This window comes from Pseudomonas sp. GNP013, from assembly GCF_054343995.1.
The window spans coordinates 68,372-87,077 of record NZ_JBTGUT010000001.1 but is presented as its reverse complement, the minus strand read 5'-3'; the positions used below and the strand labels follow the sequence as shown (position 1 = coordinate 87,077).

General features: G+C 63.4%; 16 protein-coding genes. 14 read left to right on the top strand and 2 right to left on the bottom strand.

Annotated features, from left to right (window positions below):
* The first annotated feature begins 11 nt into the window (after positions 1-11).
* The 5 genes from ACXX81_RS00380 (at position 12) to rarD (ending at position 5,846) form a co-directional block, all read left to right on the top strand.
* The gene (locus tag ACXX81_RS00380; protein WP_209985604.1) at positions 12-749 is read left to right on the top strand and encodes a ComFC family protein; all 738 of its coding nucleotides are present in this window, start codon (positions 12-14) and stop codon (positions 747-749) included.
* 52 nt (positions 750-801) lie between these two features.
* Positions 802-1,566, top strand: a complete 765-nt coding sequence (locus ACXX81_RS00375) for a TOBE domain-containing protein (protein ID WP_458571046.1) — start codon at positions 802-804, stop codon at positions 1,564-1,566.
* A 79-nt stretch (positions 1,567-1,645) separates the two neighbouring features.
* Positions 1,646-3,544 carry a PhoX family protein gene (locus ACXX81_RS00370; protein WP_458571045.1) on the top strand — a complete coding sequence of 633 codons (1,899 nt, stop codon included), beginning with the start codon at positions 1,646-1,648 and terminating at the stop codon, positions 3,542-3,544.
* A gap of 273 nt (positions 3,545-3,817) precedes the next feature.
* Positions 3,818-4,792 (top strand): serine/threonine protein kinase, encoded by a 975-nt coding sequence (locus tag ACXX81_RS00365; RefSeq protein ID WP_209985616.1) that lies wholly within the window; start codon positions 3,818-3,820, stop codon positions 4,790-4,792.
* 169 nt (positions 4,793-4,961) lie between these two features.
* Entirely contained in the window at positions 4,962-5,846 is an 885-nt protein-coding gene (gene rarD, locus ACXX81_RS00360) for an EamA family transporter RarD (RefSeq protein WP_231423812.1), read from the top strand.
* Here rarD and ACXX81_RS00355 read toward each other — a convergent pair whose 3' ends face one another.
* On the bottom strand, positions 5,847-6,359 hold the full coding sequence (locus ACXX81_RS00355; protein WP_209985622.1) for a glycine cleavage system transcriptional repressor: 513 nt from the start codon (positions 6,357-6,359) through the stop codon (positions 5,847-5,849).
* Between the two features lie 267 nt (positions 6,360-6,626).
* Here ACXX81_RS00355 and ACXX81_RS00350 point away from each other — a divergent pair, with 267 nt between their 5' ends.
* Complete coding sequence (locus ACXX81_RS00350) at positions 6,627-8,804, top strand: malate synthase G (protein ID WP_209985624.1); 2,178 nt, start codon at positions 6,627-6,629, stop codon at positions 8,802-8,804.
* A gap of 162 nt (positions 8,805-8,966) precedes the next feature.
* Here the strand turns inward: ACXX81_RS00350 and ACXX81_RS00345 are convergent, their stop codons facing one another.
* Complete coding sequence (locus tag ACXX81_RS00345) at positions 8,967-9,413, bottom strand: response regulator (RefSeq protein ID WP_209985627.1); 447 nt, start codon at positions 9,411-9,413, stop codon at positions 8,967-8,969.
* A gap of 246 nt (positions 9,414-9,659) precedes the next feature.
* On the opposite strand from ACXX81_RS00345, the gene ACXX81_RS00340 reads away from it, so the two are divergent.
* The 8 genes from ACXX81_RS00340 to ACXX81_RS00305 all read left to right on the top strand — a co-directional run bounded on the left by ACXX81_RS00340 (position 9,660) and on the right by ACXX81_RS00305 (position 18,577).
* The gene (locus ACXX81_RS00340) at positions 9,660-11,582 is read left to right on the top strand and encodes a putative nucleotidyltransferase substrate binding domain-containing protein (protein ID WP_209985628.1); all 1,923 of its coding nucleotides are present in this window, start codon (positions 9,660-9,662) and stop codon (positions 11,580-11,582) included.
* Complete coding sequence (locus ACXX81_RS00335; RefSeq protein ID WP_209985630.1) at positions 11,579-12,286, top strand: 3'-5' exonuclease; 708 nt, start codon at positions 11,579-11,581, stop codon at positions 12,284-12,286. Before ACXX81_RS00340 ends, ACXX81_RS00335 begins: the two co-directional genes overlap by 4 nt.
* Positions 12,287-12,386: 100 nt before the next feature.
* Complete coding sequence (locus tag ACXX81_RS00330) at positions 12,387-12,905, top strand: RNA polymerase sigma factor (RefSeq protein WP_209985632.1); 519 nt, start codon at positions 12,387-12,389, stop codon at positions 12,903-12,905.
* Positions 12,902-13,864: a FecR domain-containing protein gene (locus tag ACXX81_RS00325; RefSeq protein ID WP_231423807.1), complete on the top strand. Its 963-nt coding sequence runs from the start codon at positions 12,902-12,904 to the stop codon at positions 13,862-13,864. Before ACXX81_RS00330 ends, ACXX81_RS00325 begins: the two co-directional genes overlap by 4 nt.
* Positions 13,865-13,999: 135 nt before the next feature.
* A complete protein-coding gene (locus tag ACXX81_RS00320; RefSeq protein WP_458571044.1) occupies positions 14,000-16,438 on the top strand; it encodes a TonB-dependent siderophore receptor in 2,439 nt (812 codons plus the stop codon).
* A gap of 63 nt (positions 16,439-16,501) precedes the next feature.
* The gene (locus ACXX81_RS00315) at positions 16,502-17,605 is read left to right on the top strand and encodes a PepSY-associated TM helix domain-containing protein (RefSeq protein WP_209985638.1); all 1,104 of its coding nucleotides are present in this window, start codon (positions 16,502-16,504) and stop codon (positions 17,603-17,605) included.
* A complete protein-coding gene (locus ACXX81_RS00310; RefSeq protein ID WP_209985641.1) occupies positions 17,602-17,784 on the top strand; it encodes a hypothetical protein in 183 nt (60 codons plus the stop codon). Before ACXX81_RS00315 ends, ACXX81_RS00310 begins: the two co-directional genes overlap by 4 nt.
* A 163-nt stretch (positions 17,785-17,947) precedes the next feature.
* Entirely contained in the window at positions 17,948-18,577 is a 630-nt protein-coding gene (locus ACXX81_RS00305) for a glutathione S-transferase (RefSeq protein WP_209985643.1), read from the top strand.
* Positions 18,578-18,706: the final 129 nt, after the last annotated feature.

Below are 18,706 nucleotides of genomic sequence, written 5' to 3'. Positions count from 1 at the left end.
AAGGAAGATTCATGCACTGTCAACTTAACCTCAAACACGAAGTTTACATCTGGTTAAAAAACAACCAAACCTGTTTAGTCTGCGATGAAGCGACCCAATCCATCGATTGTGTGTGCAACGCCTGCGAAACCGAGCTGCCCTGGCTGATGGATGCATGCGAAGTCTGCGCCCTGCCCCTGCCGATGGACGGCCTGATATGCGGCCAATGCCACACGCAACCGCCGGCGTTTAAACACGTGATCGCGCCCTGGACGTTCAGCTTTCCCGTCGACACCCTGATCAGTCGCTTCAAGCACCAGGCCCGCTGGCCCCTCGGGCACATGCTGGGGCGCTTGTTCGGGGTCTATCTGCAACACCGCTTCGACACCACCGAACTCACGCGCCCCGACTGCCTGCTGCCGGTGCCCATGGCGCCCAGGCGCTTGCGCGAGCGCGGCTACAACCAGGCGCTAATGCTGGCGCGCTGGCTCAGCACCGACCTCGACATCCCCTGCGACCCCCACCTGCTGCTGCGGCCCTTCGAAACCGTGGCCCAGCAGGACCTCGACGGCAAAACCCGCAAACGCAATCTGCTGCGCGCCTTTACCCTGGCCCCCGGCGCCCAGGTGCAAGGCCGTCACCTGGCGCTGGTGGACGACGTCCTCACCACCGGCGCCACCGCCCACAGCCTGGCGCGGCTGTTGATGGGCGCCGGCGCACGCCGGGTCGACGTGTACTGCCTGGCCCGTACGCCCAAGCCCGGCGCTTGACTCTCATGCGCCACGGCGGCAACGTCCGCTCATCCCACTGCAGCGTGTGCCCATGTCTCTGCCCACCTCTCTCAGCAAGCACATCATCCGCCGCCCGCAACGCATTGCCCTGCTCGGGCATATTGCCGAGCAGGGCTCCATCACCCGCGCCGCCAAAGCGGCCGGTTTGAGTTACAAGGCCGCCTGGGACGCAATTGATGAACTCAATAACCTCGCGCAAAAGCCGTTGGTGGAACGCAGCGTCGGCGGCAAGGGCGGTGGCGGCGCCAGGCTGACGCTTGAAGGCGAGCGCGTATTGCGCCTCTATCAGCGCTTGCAGGCCTTGCAGGCCGAAGTGCTCGGTTCGGACGAGGCCGCCCGCGACTTCAACCTGCTGGGACGCTTGATGTTGCGCACCAGCGCGCGCAACCAGTTGCACGGCCAGGTCATCGCCATCCAGGCCCAGGGCCGTAACGACCTGATTCGCCTGGAACTGCCCGGCGGGCTCACTCTGGACGCGCGCATCACCCACGACAGCACACAACGGCTGGAGCTGGAGCCAGGCGTGGAAGTGGTGGCCCTGATCAAGGCCGGTTGGCTGGAACTGCTGGCAACGGAGCACGCCGCAACACCTGGACACAATTGCCTGAGCGGTAGAATCGAGACGATTCTCGACGCCGATGACGGCCCCAGCGAAGTGCGCATCCTCCTGCCCAATGGCCCGGTGTTGTGCGCCCTGGCGCAGCCCGCCGCGCTCAAGGCACTCGATGCCGTCGCAGGCCAGCCGATCCAGGTGCAGTTCGCGCCCGGCAATGTCCTGCTCGGCACGCCCGCGTAGGGGCTGACCGTCTTCAATCTGCAACAATTTCGTCACGCGCGCTCCTTAAGGTGTCTGCAAAAACCGCTGGGAGCCTGCAATGAACCTATTAGAAGAAAACCAAGCCACCGACCTTGAACAGATGGTCGGCCTCACCCGCCGCCGCTTTATCGGCGCCGGCGCCCTGTGCGGGGCCGCGATGTTCCTCGGCGGCAACCTGCTCAGCCGCAGCGCCCTCGCGGTCAACGCCGCCTCCGCCAGCCCGCTGCTGGGCTTTGCCGGCATCGCCGCCGATACCCGCGACACCATCACCCTGCCGCCGGGTTACAACGCTTCGGTGCTGATCAGCTGGGGCCAGCCGCTGAGCAGGCACGCGCCGGCGTTCGACCCGTCCGGCAACGGCAGCGCCAAGGCCCAGGAACAGCAGTTCGGCGACAACAACGACGGCATGAGCCTGTTCGCCTTTCCCGGCGACGACAACCGCGCGCTGCTGGCGATCAACAACGAGTACACCAACTACCGCTACCTCTATGCCCACGGCGGCGCGCCGCAGTCGGCCGAAGACGTGCGCAAGGCCTTGGCCAGCGAAGGCGTGTCGGTGATCGAGGTGCGGCGCAGCGGCGACACCTGGCAGTTCGTTCAGGACTCGCGCTACAACCGACGCATCCACGGCAACTCGCCGATCCGCCTGAGCGGCCCCGCCGCCGGCCACGCCTGGCTGAAAACCAGCGCCGACAACACCGGCAAAAAAGTCCTCGGCACCTTCCAGAACTGCGCCAACGGCAAGACTCCATGGGGCACGTACCTGACCTGCGAAGAAAATTTCACCGACTGTTTCGGCAGCAGCAACCCGCAGCAGAGCTTCGATGCCGCGCAAAAACGCTACGGCGTGGTCGCCGCCAGCAAAGAAATCAACTGGCACCCCCATGACCCGCGTTTCGACATGGCCAAAAACCCCAACGAACTCAATCGCCACGGCTGGGTGGTGGAGATTGACCCGTTCGACCCGCAATCCACCCCGGTCAAGCGCACTGCCCTGGGCCGCTTCAAGCACGAAAACGCGGCCCTGGCCGAAACCCGCGATGGCCGCGCCGTGGTGTACATGGGCGACGACGAGCGCGGCGAATTCATCTACAAATTCATCAGCCGCGACCCGATCATCCACGATAACCCCAAGGCCAACAGAGACCTGCTCGACCACGGCACCTTGTACGTGGCGATCTTCGACGCAGGCGATGGCGATGCGGATCATCCAAGGGGCAAGGGCCAATGGGTCGAGCTGACCCACGGTAAAAACGGCATCGACGCCAGCAGCGGGTTTGCCAGCCAGGCCGAAGTGCTGATCCACGCACGCCTGGCCGCCAGCATCGTCAAGGCCACACGCATGGATCGCCCGGAATGGATCGTGGTGAGCACCACGGACGGCCAGGTCTACTGCACCCTCACCAACAACGCCAAGCGCGGCGAAGACGGCCAGCCGGTGGGCGGGCCCAACCCGCGCGAGAAAAACGTGTATGGCCAGATTCTGCGCTGGAAGGCCGATGCCGATAACCATGGCAGCAGCACATTCAGCTGGGACCTGTTTGTGGTCGCCGGCAACCCCGGCGTGCACGCCGGCCAGCCCAAGGGCGGTTCGTCCAACATCAACCCGCAGAACATGTTCAACAGCCCCGATGGCCTGGGGTTCGACAAGGCCGGGCGCTTGTGGATCCTCACCGATGGCGACTACAGCAATGCCGGCGACTTCGCGGGCATGGGCAATAACCAGATGCTCTGCGCCGACCCGAATACCGGCGAGATCCGCCGCTTCATGGTCGGGCCGGTGGCGTGCGAGGTGACGGGCATCAGCTTTTCGCCGGATCAGAAAACGCTGTTCGTGGGGATTCAGCATCCAGGCGAAACCGGCGGCTCGACCTGGCCGGAGCATCTGCCCAATGGCAAGCCGCGGTCCTCCGTGGTCGCGATCCGGCGCGACGATGGGGGCATTGTCGGCGCCTGACCGCTACAGCCGCCTACCTTGATTTCAGCCAACCCAAAAACCCTGTGGCGAGCAGGCTTACTGTGGCGAGCAGGCTTGTCCTGCGTTGGGCTGCGCAGCAGCCCCAAAGCCAGGCTCTGAGCCGTATCAGGTACACCGCGTTTTGCTGAATTGGGGGCTGCTTCGCACCCCAACGCAGGACAAGCCTGCTCGCCACAGACAACCACCTATCCCAGTCCCGGTGCGCTACCATACGAGGCCCGACGCGGCGCCCTGCTGCGCGCAGGAGTTCGCATGGCCCACCCGTTTGAAACACTCACCCCCGACCTGGTCCTCGACGCCGTCGAAAGCATCGGTTTTCTCAGCGATGCGCGCGTGCTGGCGCTCAACAGCTACGAAAACCGCGTGTATCAGGTGGGCATCGAAGACAGCGAGCCGCTGATCGCCAAGTTCTATCGGCCGCAGCGCTGGACCAGCGAGGCGATCCTCGAGGAACACCGCTTCACCTTCGAGCTGGCCGAGTGCGACGTGCCGGTGGTTGCGCCGATGATCCACAACGGTGAAAGCCTGTTCGAACACGCCGGGTTCCGCTTCACGCTGTTTCCACGCCGGGGTGGCCGCGCGCCGGAGCCGGGCAACCTTGATCAACTGCACCGCCTTGGGCAACTGCTCGGCCGACTGCATGCGGTGGGCTCAACCCGCCCGTTCGAACACCGCGAAGCCCTGGGTGTGAAGAACTTCGGCCACGACTCCCTCACCACCCTGCTCGAAGGCAACTTCATCCCCAAAAGCCTGCTGCCCGCCTACGAGTCGGTCGCCCGCGACCTGCTCAAGCGCGTGGAAGAGGTGTACAAGGCCACGCCGCACAAGAACATCCGCATGCACGGCGATTGCCACCCCGGCAATATGATGTGCCGTGACGAAATGTTCCACATCGTCGACCTGGACGACTGCCGCATGGGCCCGGCGGTGCAGGACCTGTGGATGATGCTCGCCGGTGATCGCCAGGAATGCCTGGGGCAACTGTCGGAATTGATGGATGGCTATCAGGAATTCCATGACTTCGACCCCCGCGAACTGGCGCTGATCGAACCCCTGCGCGCCCTGCGCCTGATGCACTACAGCGCCTGGCTGGCCCGGCGTTGGGACGACCCGGCGTTCCCCCACAGTTTCCCCTGGTTCGGCAGCGAGCGTTATTGGGGCGACCAGGTGCTGGCGTTGCGCGAGCAACTGTCGGCGCTCAACGAAGAACCCCTGAAGCTGTTTTAACCGGTGGGAGGGGGCGTGCTCCCGATGACGGTGTGTCAGCTAAAGCGGGATTGGCTGTCACACCGCTATCGAGAGCAAGTCCCCTCGCACATAAAGCAAAGCCAATCCCCCAGGCTGACAAATATCCTTACAATCACGCCTTTGTCAGTTGCCCGAGCAAGGATTCCGCATGCACGCCGCCAACCCCCGCAAGGGGTACATCCTGGGCCTTAGCGCCTACATCATCTGGGGCCTGTTCCCGCTCTACTTCAAAGCCATCGCCAGCGTGCCCGCCGCCGAGATCATCGTGCACCGGGTGTTGTGGTCGGCGCTGTTCGGCGGTTTGTTGCTGATGGTGTGGAAACACCCGGGCTGGTGGCGCGAGCTGCGCGACAACCCCAGGCGCCTGGCGATCCTGGCCCTCAGCGGTTCGTTGATTGCGGCCAACTGGCTGACTTATGTGTGGTCGGTGAACAGCGGGCGCATGCTCGAAGCAAGCCTGGGTTACTACATCAACCCACTGGTGAATGTGCTGCTGGGCATGCTGATCCTCGGCGAGCGCCTGCGCCGCCTGCAATGGGTGGCCGTGGGCCTGGCGGCGGTGGGTGTGGCGCAGCAGGTGTGGCAGGTCGGCAGTTTACCGTGGGTGTCGCTGGTGCTGGCGCTGACCTTCGGTTTCTACGGGCTGATCCGCAAGCAGGCGCCGGTCAAGGCGCTGCCGGGGCTGGTGGTGGAAACCTGGATGCTGGTGCCGATTGCCGTGGCGTGGTTGCTGTTCAACCCTTCGGCCCACAGCGCGCAGATGGCATTCTGGAGCACATCCGAAGCCTGGTGGCTGGTCGCAGCCGGTCCGGTCACGCTGGTGCCGCTGGTGTGTTTCAACGCCGCCGCACGGCATCTGCCCTACACCACCTTGGGTTTTTTGCAGTACATAGCGCCCACTCTGGTGCTGCTCCAGGCCGTGCTGCTGTTCGGCGAGCACCTGGCGCCGGCCACGCTGATTGCCTTCGCGTTCATCTGGGCCGGGCTGGCGGTGTACAGCGTGGATATCGGGTTGAATGCGCGCAAACGCTGATCACTCCTCGCTGCGCAGCTCCACCATCAAGTCATCGGCGAGGGTCTCCAGGGATTCCTGCAGGGTTTCCAGGGACAAACCGGACGGCACCTGCAGCAGGGCTTCGGCACTGAACAGCGGGTCGCCACTCATGGGCGCCGGGCGCACATCGGTGCTCAGGCGCTCCAGGTTGACGCCCTGGCGGCTGAGCAGCGCGGTAATCTCGCGCACGATGCCCGAGCGGTCATTGCCCAGCAGCGTCATCACAATCGACTTGGACGTCGACGCCTGCCCGCTGCTGCCCTCGCCCACCAGCACACGAATGCCATGGGTGGACAGGTCCTCCAGCGCGCCCACCAGCGCCTGTCGGCTCTCGGCCGGCACGCTCACCCGCAGAATCCCGGCAAACTGCCCGGCCATATGCGCCATGCGGCTTTCCAGCCAGTTGCCACCGTGGGCGGCAATGTTCTGCGCGATGCGTTCGACGAGGCCGGGTTTGTCGGCGGCGATAATTGTGAGTACAAGATGGTCCATGGCGAAGCCCTCTGGAAATCAATCTACAAAGTGGACCCGCAGGCCCTCGAAAACAAATCGTGTACCATTTTTATTTTTATCTGGAACAATCCAACGGTTTCTTGAGAACATCCGGCTCTTCGCTGTGACCGCATGATCAAAATGGGTCGCTAAACGACGTATTGAGTCTGATATTCACAAGCACAAGTCATCATGTAGTATGCCCAACCGGGCACTACATAATGATCATCAGATTAAGCGCATAAGCTCCGCAGAGTGAGGCAAGCAATGACTGAACACGTTCAAGTCGGTGGCCTGCAGGTCGCCAAAGTCCTGTTCGACTTCGTCAACAACGAAGCGATTCCCGGCACCGGCCTCACGGCCGAGCAGTTCTGGGCCGGCGCCGACCAGGTCATTCACGACCTTGCGCCGAAGAACAAGGCCCTGCTCGCCAAACGCGACGATTTCCAGGCGCAGATCGACGCCTGGCACCAGGCTCACGCCGGCCAGGCCCACGACGCGGTGGCCTATAAAGCCTTCCTGCAAGAGATCGGCTACCTGCTGCCGGAAGTCGCAGACTTCCAGGCCACCACTGAAAACGTCGACGACGAAATCGCCCGCATGGCCGGCCCGCAGCTGGTGGTGCCGGTAATGAACGCGCGCTTTGCCCTCAACGCCTCCAACGCCCGCTGGGGTTCGCTGTACGACGCGCTCTATGGCACCGACGCCATCAGCGAAGCCGACGGCGCCGAGAAGGGCAAGGGTTACAACAAGGTGCGTGGCGACAAGGTCATCGCCTTCGCCCGCGCCTTCCTTGACCAGGCTGCGCCACTCAGCGCCGGCAGCCATGCCGAGTCCACCGGCTACAAAATCGTCGATGGCGTGCTCATCGTGGCCCTTAAAGGCGGCAGCAACAGTGGCCTGCGCGACGATGCCCAGCTCATTGGCTTCCAGGGCCCGGCAGCCGCGCCGATTGCAATCCTGCTGAAAAACAACGGCCTGCATTTCGAAATCCAGATCGACGCCAGCACCCCGGTTGGCCAGACCGATGCCGCCGGCATCAAAGACATCCTGATGGAAGCCGCACTCACCACCATCATGGACTGCGAAGACTCCGTCGCCGCCGTCGATGCCGACGATAAAGTGGTGATCTACCGCAACTGGCTCGGCCTGATGAAGGGCGACCTGGCTGAAGAAGTCGCCAAGGGCGGGACCACCTTCACCCGCACCATGAACCCCGACCGCGTCTACACCGGCGTGCACGGCGAGGACGTAACGCTGCACGGCCGTTCGCTGCTGTTCGTGCGCAACGTCGGTCATCTGATGACCATCGACGCGATCCTCGACAAACACGGCAACGAAGTGCCCGAAGGCATTCTCGACGGCCTGCTCACCAGCCTGGCGGCGATCCACAGCCTCAACGGCAACAGCAGCCGCAGCAACAGCCGTACCGGCTCGGTGTACATCGTCAAACCGAAGATGCATGGCCCCGAAGAAGTGGCGTTCACCAACGAGCTGTTCGGTCGCATCGAAGACGTGCTGAACCTGCCACGCAACACCCTCAAGGTCGGGATCATGGACGAGGAGCGCCGCACCACGGTCAACCTCAAGGCCTGCATCCAGGCGGCCAGCGAGCGCGTGGTGTTCATCAACACCGGCTTCCTCGACCGCACCGGCGATGAAATCCACACCTCCATGGAAGCCGGCGCGATGGTGCGCAAGGCCGCCATGAAAGCGGAAAAATGGATCGGCGCCTACGAAAACTGGAACGTCGACATTGGCCTGCGCGCCGGCCTGCAGGGCCGCGCCCAGATCGGCAAAGGCATGTGGGCCATGCCCGACCTGATGGCCGCCATGCTCGAACAGAAAATCGCTCACCCCCTGGCCGGTGCCAACACCGCCTGGGTGCCGTCGCCAACCGCCGCCGCCCTGCATGCGTTGCACTATCACAAGGTCGACGTATTCGCCCGCCAGGTGGAACTTGCCCAGCGCGAACGCGCCTCGGTGGACGATATCCTGACGATTCCGCTGGCCGGCTCTACCGATTGGTCCGACGAAGAAATCCGCAACGAACTGGACAACAACGCCCAGGGCATCCTCGGTTACGTGGTGCGCTGGATCGACCAGGGTGTGGGCTGCTCCAAAGTGCCGGACATCAACGATGTTGGCCTGATGGAAGACCGCGCCACCCTGCGTATTTCCAGCCAGCACATTGCCAACTGGCTGCGCCACGGCATCGTCAGCGAAGCCCAGGTGCTGGAAAGCCTCAAGCGCATGGCGCCGGTGGTGGACCGCCAGAATGCCGGGGATGCGCTGTACCGGCCGTTGGCGCCGGACTTCGACAGCAACATCGCGTTTCAGGCCGCGGTGGAACTGGTGATTGAAGGGACCAAACAGCCCAATGGTTACACCGAGCCGGTGTTGCACCGCAGGCGTCGGGAGTTCAAGGCTAAAAACGGCCTGTAAATGAAAAAGCCCTGATCGAGAGATCAGGGCTTTTTCTTTGGTTTCAGGGTCACTGGAGTGGCGCTATCGGGAGCAAGTCCCCTCGCACATCTGCAAGGTATTCACAGCTCGACATGTGGGAGGGGGCTTGTTCCCGATGAGGCCAGCACCGTCACCTCACCATCAGGAAATCATCCCCAACTCCCGCTTCACCATCTGCGCCAACTTCACGCTATCAATCGGCTTGAGCAAAAAATCCACCACGCTCAAATGCATCGCATCAATCACATCCGGCGCCTCGGCGTCCCCCGACATAATGATGATCGGCAACGCCGCGCGGGTGGATTCACGCACCTGGCGGATCAGCTCAAGACCACTCCCGGGAGCCATGCGCAGGTCGGTAATCAACAAGCCGATCGAGCTGCTGGTTTTCAATAACTCCCACGCTGCCTCACCACTGTCGGCCGTCATGCAGCGAATACCGTCCAGCCCCAGAATCTCCGCCAACAGTTCACGCGCATCCTTGTCGTCATCAACAATCAATACACGCTGTGGCGGTAAATCAGGTTCCAGCATCACGGCGCTCAGCGCCTCGCGCTCGGCATCACTCAAAATATCGTGGTCGGACATACAGTTCTCAGCAGTTCTATTCAATCTCGCAGCACACTCGTCAGACATCTGCGCAAGGGCGTTCAATGTGCACTTCGTCGGAAACTTTGCCTAGTGGGCGTTCCACGGGGTTTGCACGGTAGTCCCATAGGGTTTTTCCCTAGTCCGTGCAGTCACTTCGCTACCTAGACTTACGTCCAATGGGCACCCGCCGTGCGCCAGCCGACCATGCAGCACGATAACGACAAAAACATTGCGGTCACTGTTATGAGTAAAGCTGATGCTTTCGCCCAGGCGGGAAAAACCGCCGTCTTGCAGAACATCCACGGCACCCTGCAATTCCTGCAGCGCTTTTCGCCGTTCAACCAGATGGAGAACGCGCACCTGGCGTTTCTGGTGGAGCAATGCCAGCTGCGCTTTTACGGCACCGGCGACAGCATCCTCAAACCGTCGGGCGGGCCGGTGGAGCACTTCTATATCGTCAAGCAAGGCCGCGTGGTGGGTGAACGCCCGGACTCGACCGAAACCACCTTCGAAATCACCACCGGCGAATGCTTTCCGCTGGCCGCATTGCTCGGTGAACGAGCAACCCGCACCGAACACAAAGCCGCCGAAGACACCTTCTGCCTGCAACTGAACAAGCCGGCCTTTATCAAGCTGTTTGCGCTGTCCAGCCCGTTCCGCGATTTCGCCTTGCGCGGCGTCAGCAGCCTGCTGGACCAGGTCAACCAGCAGGTGCAGCAAAAGGCCGTGGAAACCCTCGGCACCCAATACTCCCTGAACACCCGCCTGGGCGACCTGGCCATGCGCCATCCGGTGATGTGCAGCCCGCAGACACCGCTGCGCGAAGCCGTGACGCTGATGCATGAACAGCAAGTGGGCAGCATCGTGATCGTCGACGACCAACAGGCGCCCCTGGGCATTTTCACCCTGCGCGACCTGCGCCAGGTGGTGGCCGACGGCACCGGCGACTTCAGCCAGGCCATCGCGGGGCACATGACCCAGGCGCCGTTTTTTCTCACCCCGGACCACAGCGCTTTCGACGCCGCTATCGCCATGACCGAACGGCACATCGCCCACGTGTGCCTGGTCAAGGACCAGCGCCTGTGCGGCGTGGTGTCCGAGCGCGACCTGTTTTCCCTGCAACGGGTCGACCTGGTGCACCTGGCCCGCACCATCCGCAACGCGCCCAGGGTCGACAACCTGGTGGCGATGCGCGGCGAGATCGGTCAACTGGTGGAGCGCATGCTCGCCCACGGTGCCTCGTCTACCCAGATCACCCACATCATCACGCTGCTCAACGACCACACCGTGTGCCGGGTGATCGAACTGACCCTCGCCGAAAAGGGCGACCCGGGCGTGCCGTTCAGTTGGCTGTGCTTCGGCAGCGAAGGACGCCGCGAACAGACGCTCTACACCGATCAGGACAACGGCATCCTGTTCGAGGCCAGAGACGCCGCCGAAGCCGCCGAGCGACGCGGGCGCCTGCTGCCGTTGGCGCAGCAGATCAATCAGAGCCTGGCGCTGTGCGGCTTCAGCCTGTGCAAGGGCAACATCATGGCCGGCAACCCCGAGCTGTGCCTGTCTCGCTCTGAATGGGCACGCCGGTTTGCGGCGTTCATCCGCGAGGCCACCCCGGAAAACCTGCTGGGCTCGAGCATCTATTTCGACCTGCGCGTGGTGTGGGGCGATGAGCAGGGCTGTGAGCAACTGCGCCAGGGCGTCCTTGACCAGGTCGCCGACAACCGCCTCTTCCAGCGCATGCTGGCCGAGAACGCCCTGCGCCAGCGCCCGCCGGTTGGGCGCTTTCGCGACTTCGTGCTGACGCGCAACGGCGCCGAAAAGGCCACCCTCGATCTCAAGGTGCAGGGCCTTACGCCATTCGTTGACGGCGCGCGACTGCTGGCCCTGGCCAATGGCATTCACGCCAATAACACCCTGGAGCGCCTGCGTCAGTTGGTGATCAAGGCCGTGATCGAGCCGCTGGACGGCGCTGCGTATGAAGAGGCCTATCACTTTATCCAGCAGACCCGCATGCAGCAGCACCAACTGCAAAGCCGGGAAAACCAGCCGTACTCCAACCGCGTCGACCCCGACAGCCTCAACCACCTGGACCGCCTTATCCTGCGCGAATCCCTGCGCCAGGCCCAACGCCTGCAGAGCAGCCTGACATTTCGGTATCAGCTGTGAGCCTGTTCAGCTGGCTGCGCAAGACAAAACCGCGGCTCGACGCGGCGCAGCAGCAACGCCTGGTGCAACTGCCCTCACCCTGCGCACTGGGCGACGGTTCTTTGCGCAGCCAGCGCTGGGTGGTGGTGGACCTGGAAACCAGCGGTCTGAACCTTAACCGCGACCAGGTGCTGTCCATCGGCGCCGTGGTCATTGAGGACGGTGCGGTGGACTTCTCGCAACTGTTCGAACGCACGCTGCACCGCGCCGACAACCGGCTCAGCCCCAGCGTGCTGATCCACGGCCTGGGCCCCAGCGCCATCGCCGCCGGCAGCGACCCGGCGGAGGCGCTGCTGGACTTCATGGCGTTTATCGGCGACAGCCCGCTGCTGGCCTTCCATGCGCCGTTCGATCAACACATGCTGGGCCGCGCGCTCAAGGACAGCCTGGGCTATCGCCTGGCCCACCCGTTCCTCGACGTGGCCGAGATCGCCCCGCTGCTGTGCCCCGACGCGCCACTGCGTGAAGCCGGGCTGGACGATTGGATCCACCACTTTGGCCTGCGGGTGGGCGAACGCCATCACGCCAGCGCCGATGCCCTGGCCACGGCGGAACTGATGCTGATTCTGTTCAGCCGCGCGCGCCGGCAGCACATCGACTCACCGAAGGCCTTGCAGGAGCGCTTGGGCCAATGGAGACGGCGCAAACACGCGCCATCGTTTTAATGCCACCTCCCGACAAACGCCAATTGCGCCCATCCAATGCCTCTGCCACAATCGCGAATAATTCTCGTTAGTCTAAACAATTCGTTTATCCGGTGATGCCTTGTCGTCAGTCCAGCCTCCCCACAGTGAGCTTGTTGGTGCGTTGTATCGCGACCATCGTGGCTGGCTGCTGGCCTGGCTGCGGCGCAACGTGGCCTGCGCCAGCCGCGCCGAAGACTTGAGTCAGGACACCTTCGTGCGCCTGCTGGGACGTGCCGAGCTGCGCGAACCCCGCGAGCCACGTGCCTTTTTGGTGGCCATCGCCAAAGGCCTGCTGTTCGACTACTTCCGCCGCGCGGCGCTGGAACAGGCCTACCTCACCGAATTGATGCTGATCCCGCAAAGCGAACACCCCTCGCCCGAAGAACAGCAATTGATCCTCGAAGACCTCAAGGCCATCGACCGCCTGCTCGGCAAACTGTCGAGCAAGGCTCGCGCCGCGTTTCTGCACAGTCGCCTGGACGGCATGGGCCACGCCGAAATCGCCCAGCGCCTGGGCGTCTCGGTGCCCCGCGTGCGCCAGTACCTGGCCCAGGGGATTCGCCAGTGCTACATCGCCTTGTACGGCCAGCCGCTGTGATAGGTGCCAAACCGGTCTCGGCGCGGGTGCTGGATGCCGCGATTGCCTGGCAACTGTCCCTCGACGCGGGCGACGCCAGCGCGGTGGAACAGGAAGAATTGCGCAGATGGCTGGCCAGCGATGCCGAGCACGCCCGCGCCTGGCGCCAGCTGGGCATGCTCGATCAGCGTTTCAGCGCAGCCTCGGGCCCGGCGCGGGCGGCCTTGCTGCAGTCGCGCGAAGGCATTCGCCAACGCGTACGCAAACTGGGGCGGGGCCTGGCGAGTATCGCGCTGGTGTGCGGGCTGGCGTTGTTTGCCGGCGAGCGCTACGTGCCGCTGCATTACTGGCTCGCCGACCAACGCACCGCCACCGGCGAGCAGCGCACGCTGACACTGGCCGATGGCACCTCGATCAACCTCAACACCCACAGCGCCATCGACGTGCGCTTCGACGAAAAGCGCCGCCTGATCGTGTTGCAGGCCGGGGAAATTCTGATCGAAACCGGCCATGACGACGCGCGCCCGTTTTACGTGCAAACCCCCGACGGCAGCCTGCGGGCGCTGGGCACGCGGTTCATCGTCAAGCGCGAAGACCACGCCACGCGCCTGAGCGTGTTGCAGTCGGCCGTGGCCGCGCAGCCTGAGGCGCAGCATCAGGCACAGGTGGTCAAGGCCGGCCAGCAAGTGCTGATGCGCAGCGATGGTCTGGGCCCCTTGCTGGCCGTCACCCCCGGCAGCGACGCCTGGACGCGCGGCATGCTGGTGGTCGACAACGCGCGTCTCGCTGACGTGATCAAGGAGCTCGGCCGCTACCGCAGCGGCCACCTGGGCGTGGATAAAAACGTGGCCGACCTGCGCATCACCGGCAGCTTCCCGCTGCGCGATACCAACCTGGCGCTCAATGCATTGCTGCCGACGCTGCCGGTGCAAATCGAGCAGCACACACCGTGGTGGGTGACGGTGCGCGCCAGGCCTTGAAATGCGGGAGGGGCTTACCCCCGATGAGGCCCTCAACAACAACCCAAAAAATATTTACCGCCCGCCCTATCACTTTCCCATTCTCATCCGGCTCCTAGGCAATCGAGAACTATTTCCATCAGGAGCCGCCCCTTCATGTCCCGCACGCTCGACACCTTGTTGCGCCCCAGCCTGTTAGCCGTGGCCATTGCCCTCGGCGCCCCGCTCGCCAGCCCCTTGCTGCTCGCCGCCGAACACGCCGCAAGCGTGCGCGCCTACAACCTGCCGTCCGCGCCCCTGGCCAGCACCCTCAACCAGATCGCCAGTCAGGCCGGCCTTGCGCTGACCCTCAACCCGACGCTCGCCGCCGGCAAGACCTCGGCACCGGTCAAGGGCCAGTTCGATGCGCAGAGCGCACTGCGTGAAGCCTTGCGCGGGACGGGGCTGCAACTGGAGCAAGGCACGGCAGGGACATTTACGTTGGTGCCGATTCCGGACGGGGTAGTGGCGTTGCCGCAGACCAGCGTTATCGGGCAGGGCAATTATGAAAGTGCGTGGGGGCCGGTGGAGGGTTACGTCGCCACGCGCACAGCGGCGGGCACCAAGACCGATACACCCATTGCTGAACTGCCGCGCTCGGTCTCGGTCATCACTCGCCAGCAAATGGATGACCGCTCCGTTCTGAACCTCAACGACGCTCTGCGCTACACGGCTGGTGTGCAGAGCAGCGGCTATGGCTCCGATTCTCGCAGTGACTGGCTGCTGGTGCGCGGCTTTGTCCCGACGCAATTCCTGGATGGCCTGCCCCTGCCCAGAGGCAATTACGCCACGCCGAAGATCGACACCTGGAACCTGGAGCGGGTGGCGGTGCTTCGCGGCCCCGCCTCGTCGGTGTACGGACAGACACCTCCCGGCGGCCTGCTGGACATGGTCAGCCGCCGCCCTCAGCCCCAGAGTTCGAACGAACTTGAAGTGCAGGCCGGCAGCAATAACCACAAGCAGATCAACTTCGACAGCACCGGCAAGATCGATGACGAGGGCCAGTTCCTCTATCGCATCAGCGGCGTCGTGCGTGACAGCAATACCGCCGTGGACCACATTCCGGACAAACGCTACAACGTGGCCCCCAGCCTGACCTGGAACATCAACGACGATACCCGGCTGACACTGCTCACCCAGTTCACCCGCGACGATACCGGGATCACCGGGCAGTTCCTGCCACTGCAAGGCACCAAACTGGGTTCGCCCGCCGGCAAGATCTCTCACCACAAGAATCTCGGTGATCCGGACTGGGAATTCTACGATCGCACTTACTACGCGCTCGGCTATGCCTTCGAAACCCGCCTGAACGACACCTGGCAATTTCACCAAAACCTGCGCTATACCAAAAATGACTTGTCGTTCCAGGGCATCACGGCCGGTGGCGCATTCTTCCCTAATGGCCCTGAAGTCGCGGTTGACGCCGCTGGCAACGTGAGTCGCTCGGCTGGCAAGGTCGATGAAACCGTCGGTCAGTTCGCCGTCGACAACAACTTTCAGGCGGACTTCAGCACTGGCGCGGTCAATCACACGCTGCTGCTGGGCCTCGACCACCAGCGCTCCGACAGCGATGCGCGCTGGCTGTGGGGCTCGGGCGGGGTGCCGACCATCAACTTCAATCGCCCGGTGTATGGACAGGACTTCTCCAAAGTCCAGTACTTCACTATGTACGACTACACCCAAAAGACTCAGCAGACCGGCCTTTACGTCCAGGACCAGATGGCCCTCGACAACTGGCGCCTGACCCTTGGCGGGCGTGAAGACTGGGTGCACACCGGCACCACGTTCCATAACCAGAACGACGCCACCAACACGCAGCGTGACAAACATTTCAGCGGCAACGCGGCGCTGAGCTACGTCTTCGAAAACGGCATCACGCCCTACCTGTCCTACGCCGAATCGTTCCAGGCCGGGATCGGCACACAGGTGGGCAGCACCGGTGCGTTCAAGCCCACCGAAGGCAAGCAGTACGAGGCTGGTATCAAATATCAGCCACCCGGCACCAAGGCCTTGTTCACTGCAGCGGTGTTCGACCTGACCCAACAAAACACCTCGGTCACCGAAGGCAGCATCACCCGCCAAGTGGGTGAAGTACGGGTTCGCGGCCTTGAGCTGGAAGCCAGCGCCGACGTTACCGAAAGCCTGAAACTGGTGGGCTCCTACACCTACAACGACAGCGAAATCACCGAAGGCGCTGCGTCTGAAAAGGGCAATCGCATGAACCAGCTGCCACGTAATCAGGCGACAGGCTGGGCTGATTACACCTGGCGCAGCGGGATGCTGGATGGCTTCGGTATCGGTGCAGGCGTGCGCTATGTGGGTGATACCTACGGCAACGCCGCCAACACCGAGCTGGGCCATGTTGGTTCCTACACCGTGTATGACGCCTCCGCGCATTACGACCTCGGTCGTCTGAACAACACCCTGAAAGGTGTCACCGTAGCCGTGGATGCCAAAAACATCTTCAACAAGGATTACCTGTCCACCTGCGATGGTTTCTACTGCTACTACGGCGACCAGCGCAACGTGGTCGCCAGCGTGAACTACAAATTCTAAGACGGTGAAAAACCGCTGATAAAGGGCCGCCTGATCCGCGGCCCTTTTGCCTTTGGAGCCGTGATGAAAAGCAAAACCATCCGCCGCTGGTCCTTCATCCACACCTGGACCAGCCTGATCTGCACCGTATTCCTGTTGCTGCTCGCCCTCACCGGGCTGCCGCTGGTGTTTCATCATGAGATCGACCACCTGCTGGGCAACGAGCCGACGCTTGCGCAGATGCCGGCCGACACACCGCAGCTCGATCTGGAACGACTGGTCGCCAAAGCCCAGGCCCATCGCCCGGGCGAGGCCATGCAGTATTTGGCCTGGGACGAGGACGACAAAAACGGGGTAATCGCGATCATGGCGGCGACCGCCGGCACCGAGCCCAATTCGTCGCACACCTTCATGCTCGACGCACGCACCGGTGAATCGGTGGAGATGCCCTCGGCCAATGGCGGTTTTACGCTGTTCGTGCTGCGCCTGCATGTGGACATGTTCGCCGGCCTGCCGGGCAAGCTGTTGCTGGCGTTCATGGGCTTGCTGTTTGTGTTGGCGATTGTCTCCGGCACGGTGCTGTACCTGCCGTTCATGCGCCGCTTGAAATTCGGCACGGTGCGCCAGGATAAATCCACGCGCCTGCGCTGGCTCGACCTGCACAACCTGCTCGGCGCGGTTACCCTGACCTGGGCGCTGGTGGTGGGCGTGACCGGCGTGATCAGTGCCTGTGCCGACCTGATCATCGCCGCCTGGCGCACCGACAGTCTCAGCGCCATGATCGAACCCTACAAGAACGCCCCGCCGCTGACGCAGCGCGCACCGGTCAGCGAGTTGCTGAGCATTGCCGCCAAGGCCGCGCCGGGCATGCAGCCGGACTTCATCGCCTTCCCCGGCACACGCTTTTCCAGCGAGCACCACTACGCCGTGTTCATGAAAGGCAGCACGCACCTGACCTCGCACCTGCTCACGCCGGTACTGATCGACGCCCGCACCCTGACCGTCACCGCCATCGCCGAACGGCCGTGGTACATGGACGCCATGGGCATGTCGCAGCCGTTGCATTTTGGTGACTACGGCGGCATGCCGATGAAAATTCTGTGGGCGGTACTGGATGTGCTGACCATCATTGTGCTGGGCAGCGGGGTGTACCTGTGGCTCGTGCGGCGCAAGGCGGGCAAGGCATGAAGCCGCGCCAGTCGAGTTTCTGGAAGGTGTTTGGCATACCGCTGGGGATCGGCCTGCTCAGTGCCGCCGGGCTGTTTGCGGCGCTGCTGGGCGACGGGCTCTGGGACGTTTTGAGCTGGGTGGGGCTGGGGGTTCCTGCGGTGATTGGCGCCTGGGGGTTGTTGGCGCGGCGCGGCTGAATGCGCTATCGGGAGCAAGCCCCCTCCCACATTTGAAAGTATTCACAATTCAAAATGTGGGAGGGGGCTTGCTCCCGATGAGGCCCGAAAAAACACCACAATCTCCTCGCCAGCCATCGCCCAACCTCATAGGCTAGGCCCCAGCCCACTTCGAGGAATACCCATGTCCACGCCCAGCATGACCTTGTTCCACAACCCCGCTTCACCCTTCGTGCGCAAAGTCCGCGTGCTGCTGATCGAGACCGGCCAGCAGGACCGCGTGGCCCTGCACGACTGCGTGCCGACGCCGGTCAGTCCGGACGCCCAGGTGGTGCAAGGCAACCCTGTCGGCAAGATCCCGGCCCTGCGCCTGGCCGATGGCAGCAGGCTGCACGACAGCCGGGTGATCCTCGATTACCTCGACCACCAGCACGTCGGCAACCCACTGATCCCTCGCGACGGCTCAGCCCGCTGGCGCCGCCTCACATTGGCCTCGATGGCCGACGGCATTCTGGATGCCGCCGTGCTGACGCGCTACGAGCTCGCCCTGCGCCCGGTGGAAAAACACTGGGCTGCGTGGCTGGACGAACAACGCATTAAGATACGCCGCACCCTCGCCGAGCTGGAACAGGATGCGATGGCCGAGCTGGCCAGCCATTTCGACATCGCCGCCATCAGCGTGGCCTGTGCCTTGGGCTACCTTGACTTCCGCCATCCGGACCTGCAATGGCGGGCGGATAACCCCAGGCTTGCGCAGTGGTATGCCGAGGTCAGCCAGCGGCCTTCGATGCTGCAGACCCAGCCGCCTGCCTGACATTCTGTGGCGAGCGGGCTTGCCCCGCGTTGGGCTGCGAAGCAGCCCCCCTCAAGCAGATTGCGGTGCTTCAGGCACTCCTCTGCGGCTGGTTTTGGGGCTGCTGCGCAGCCCAGCGCGGGGCAAGCC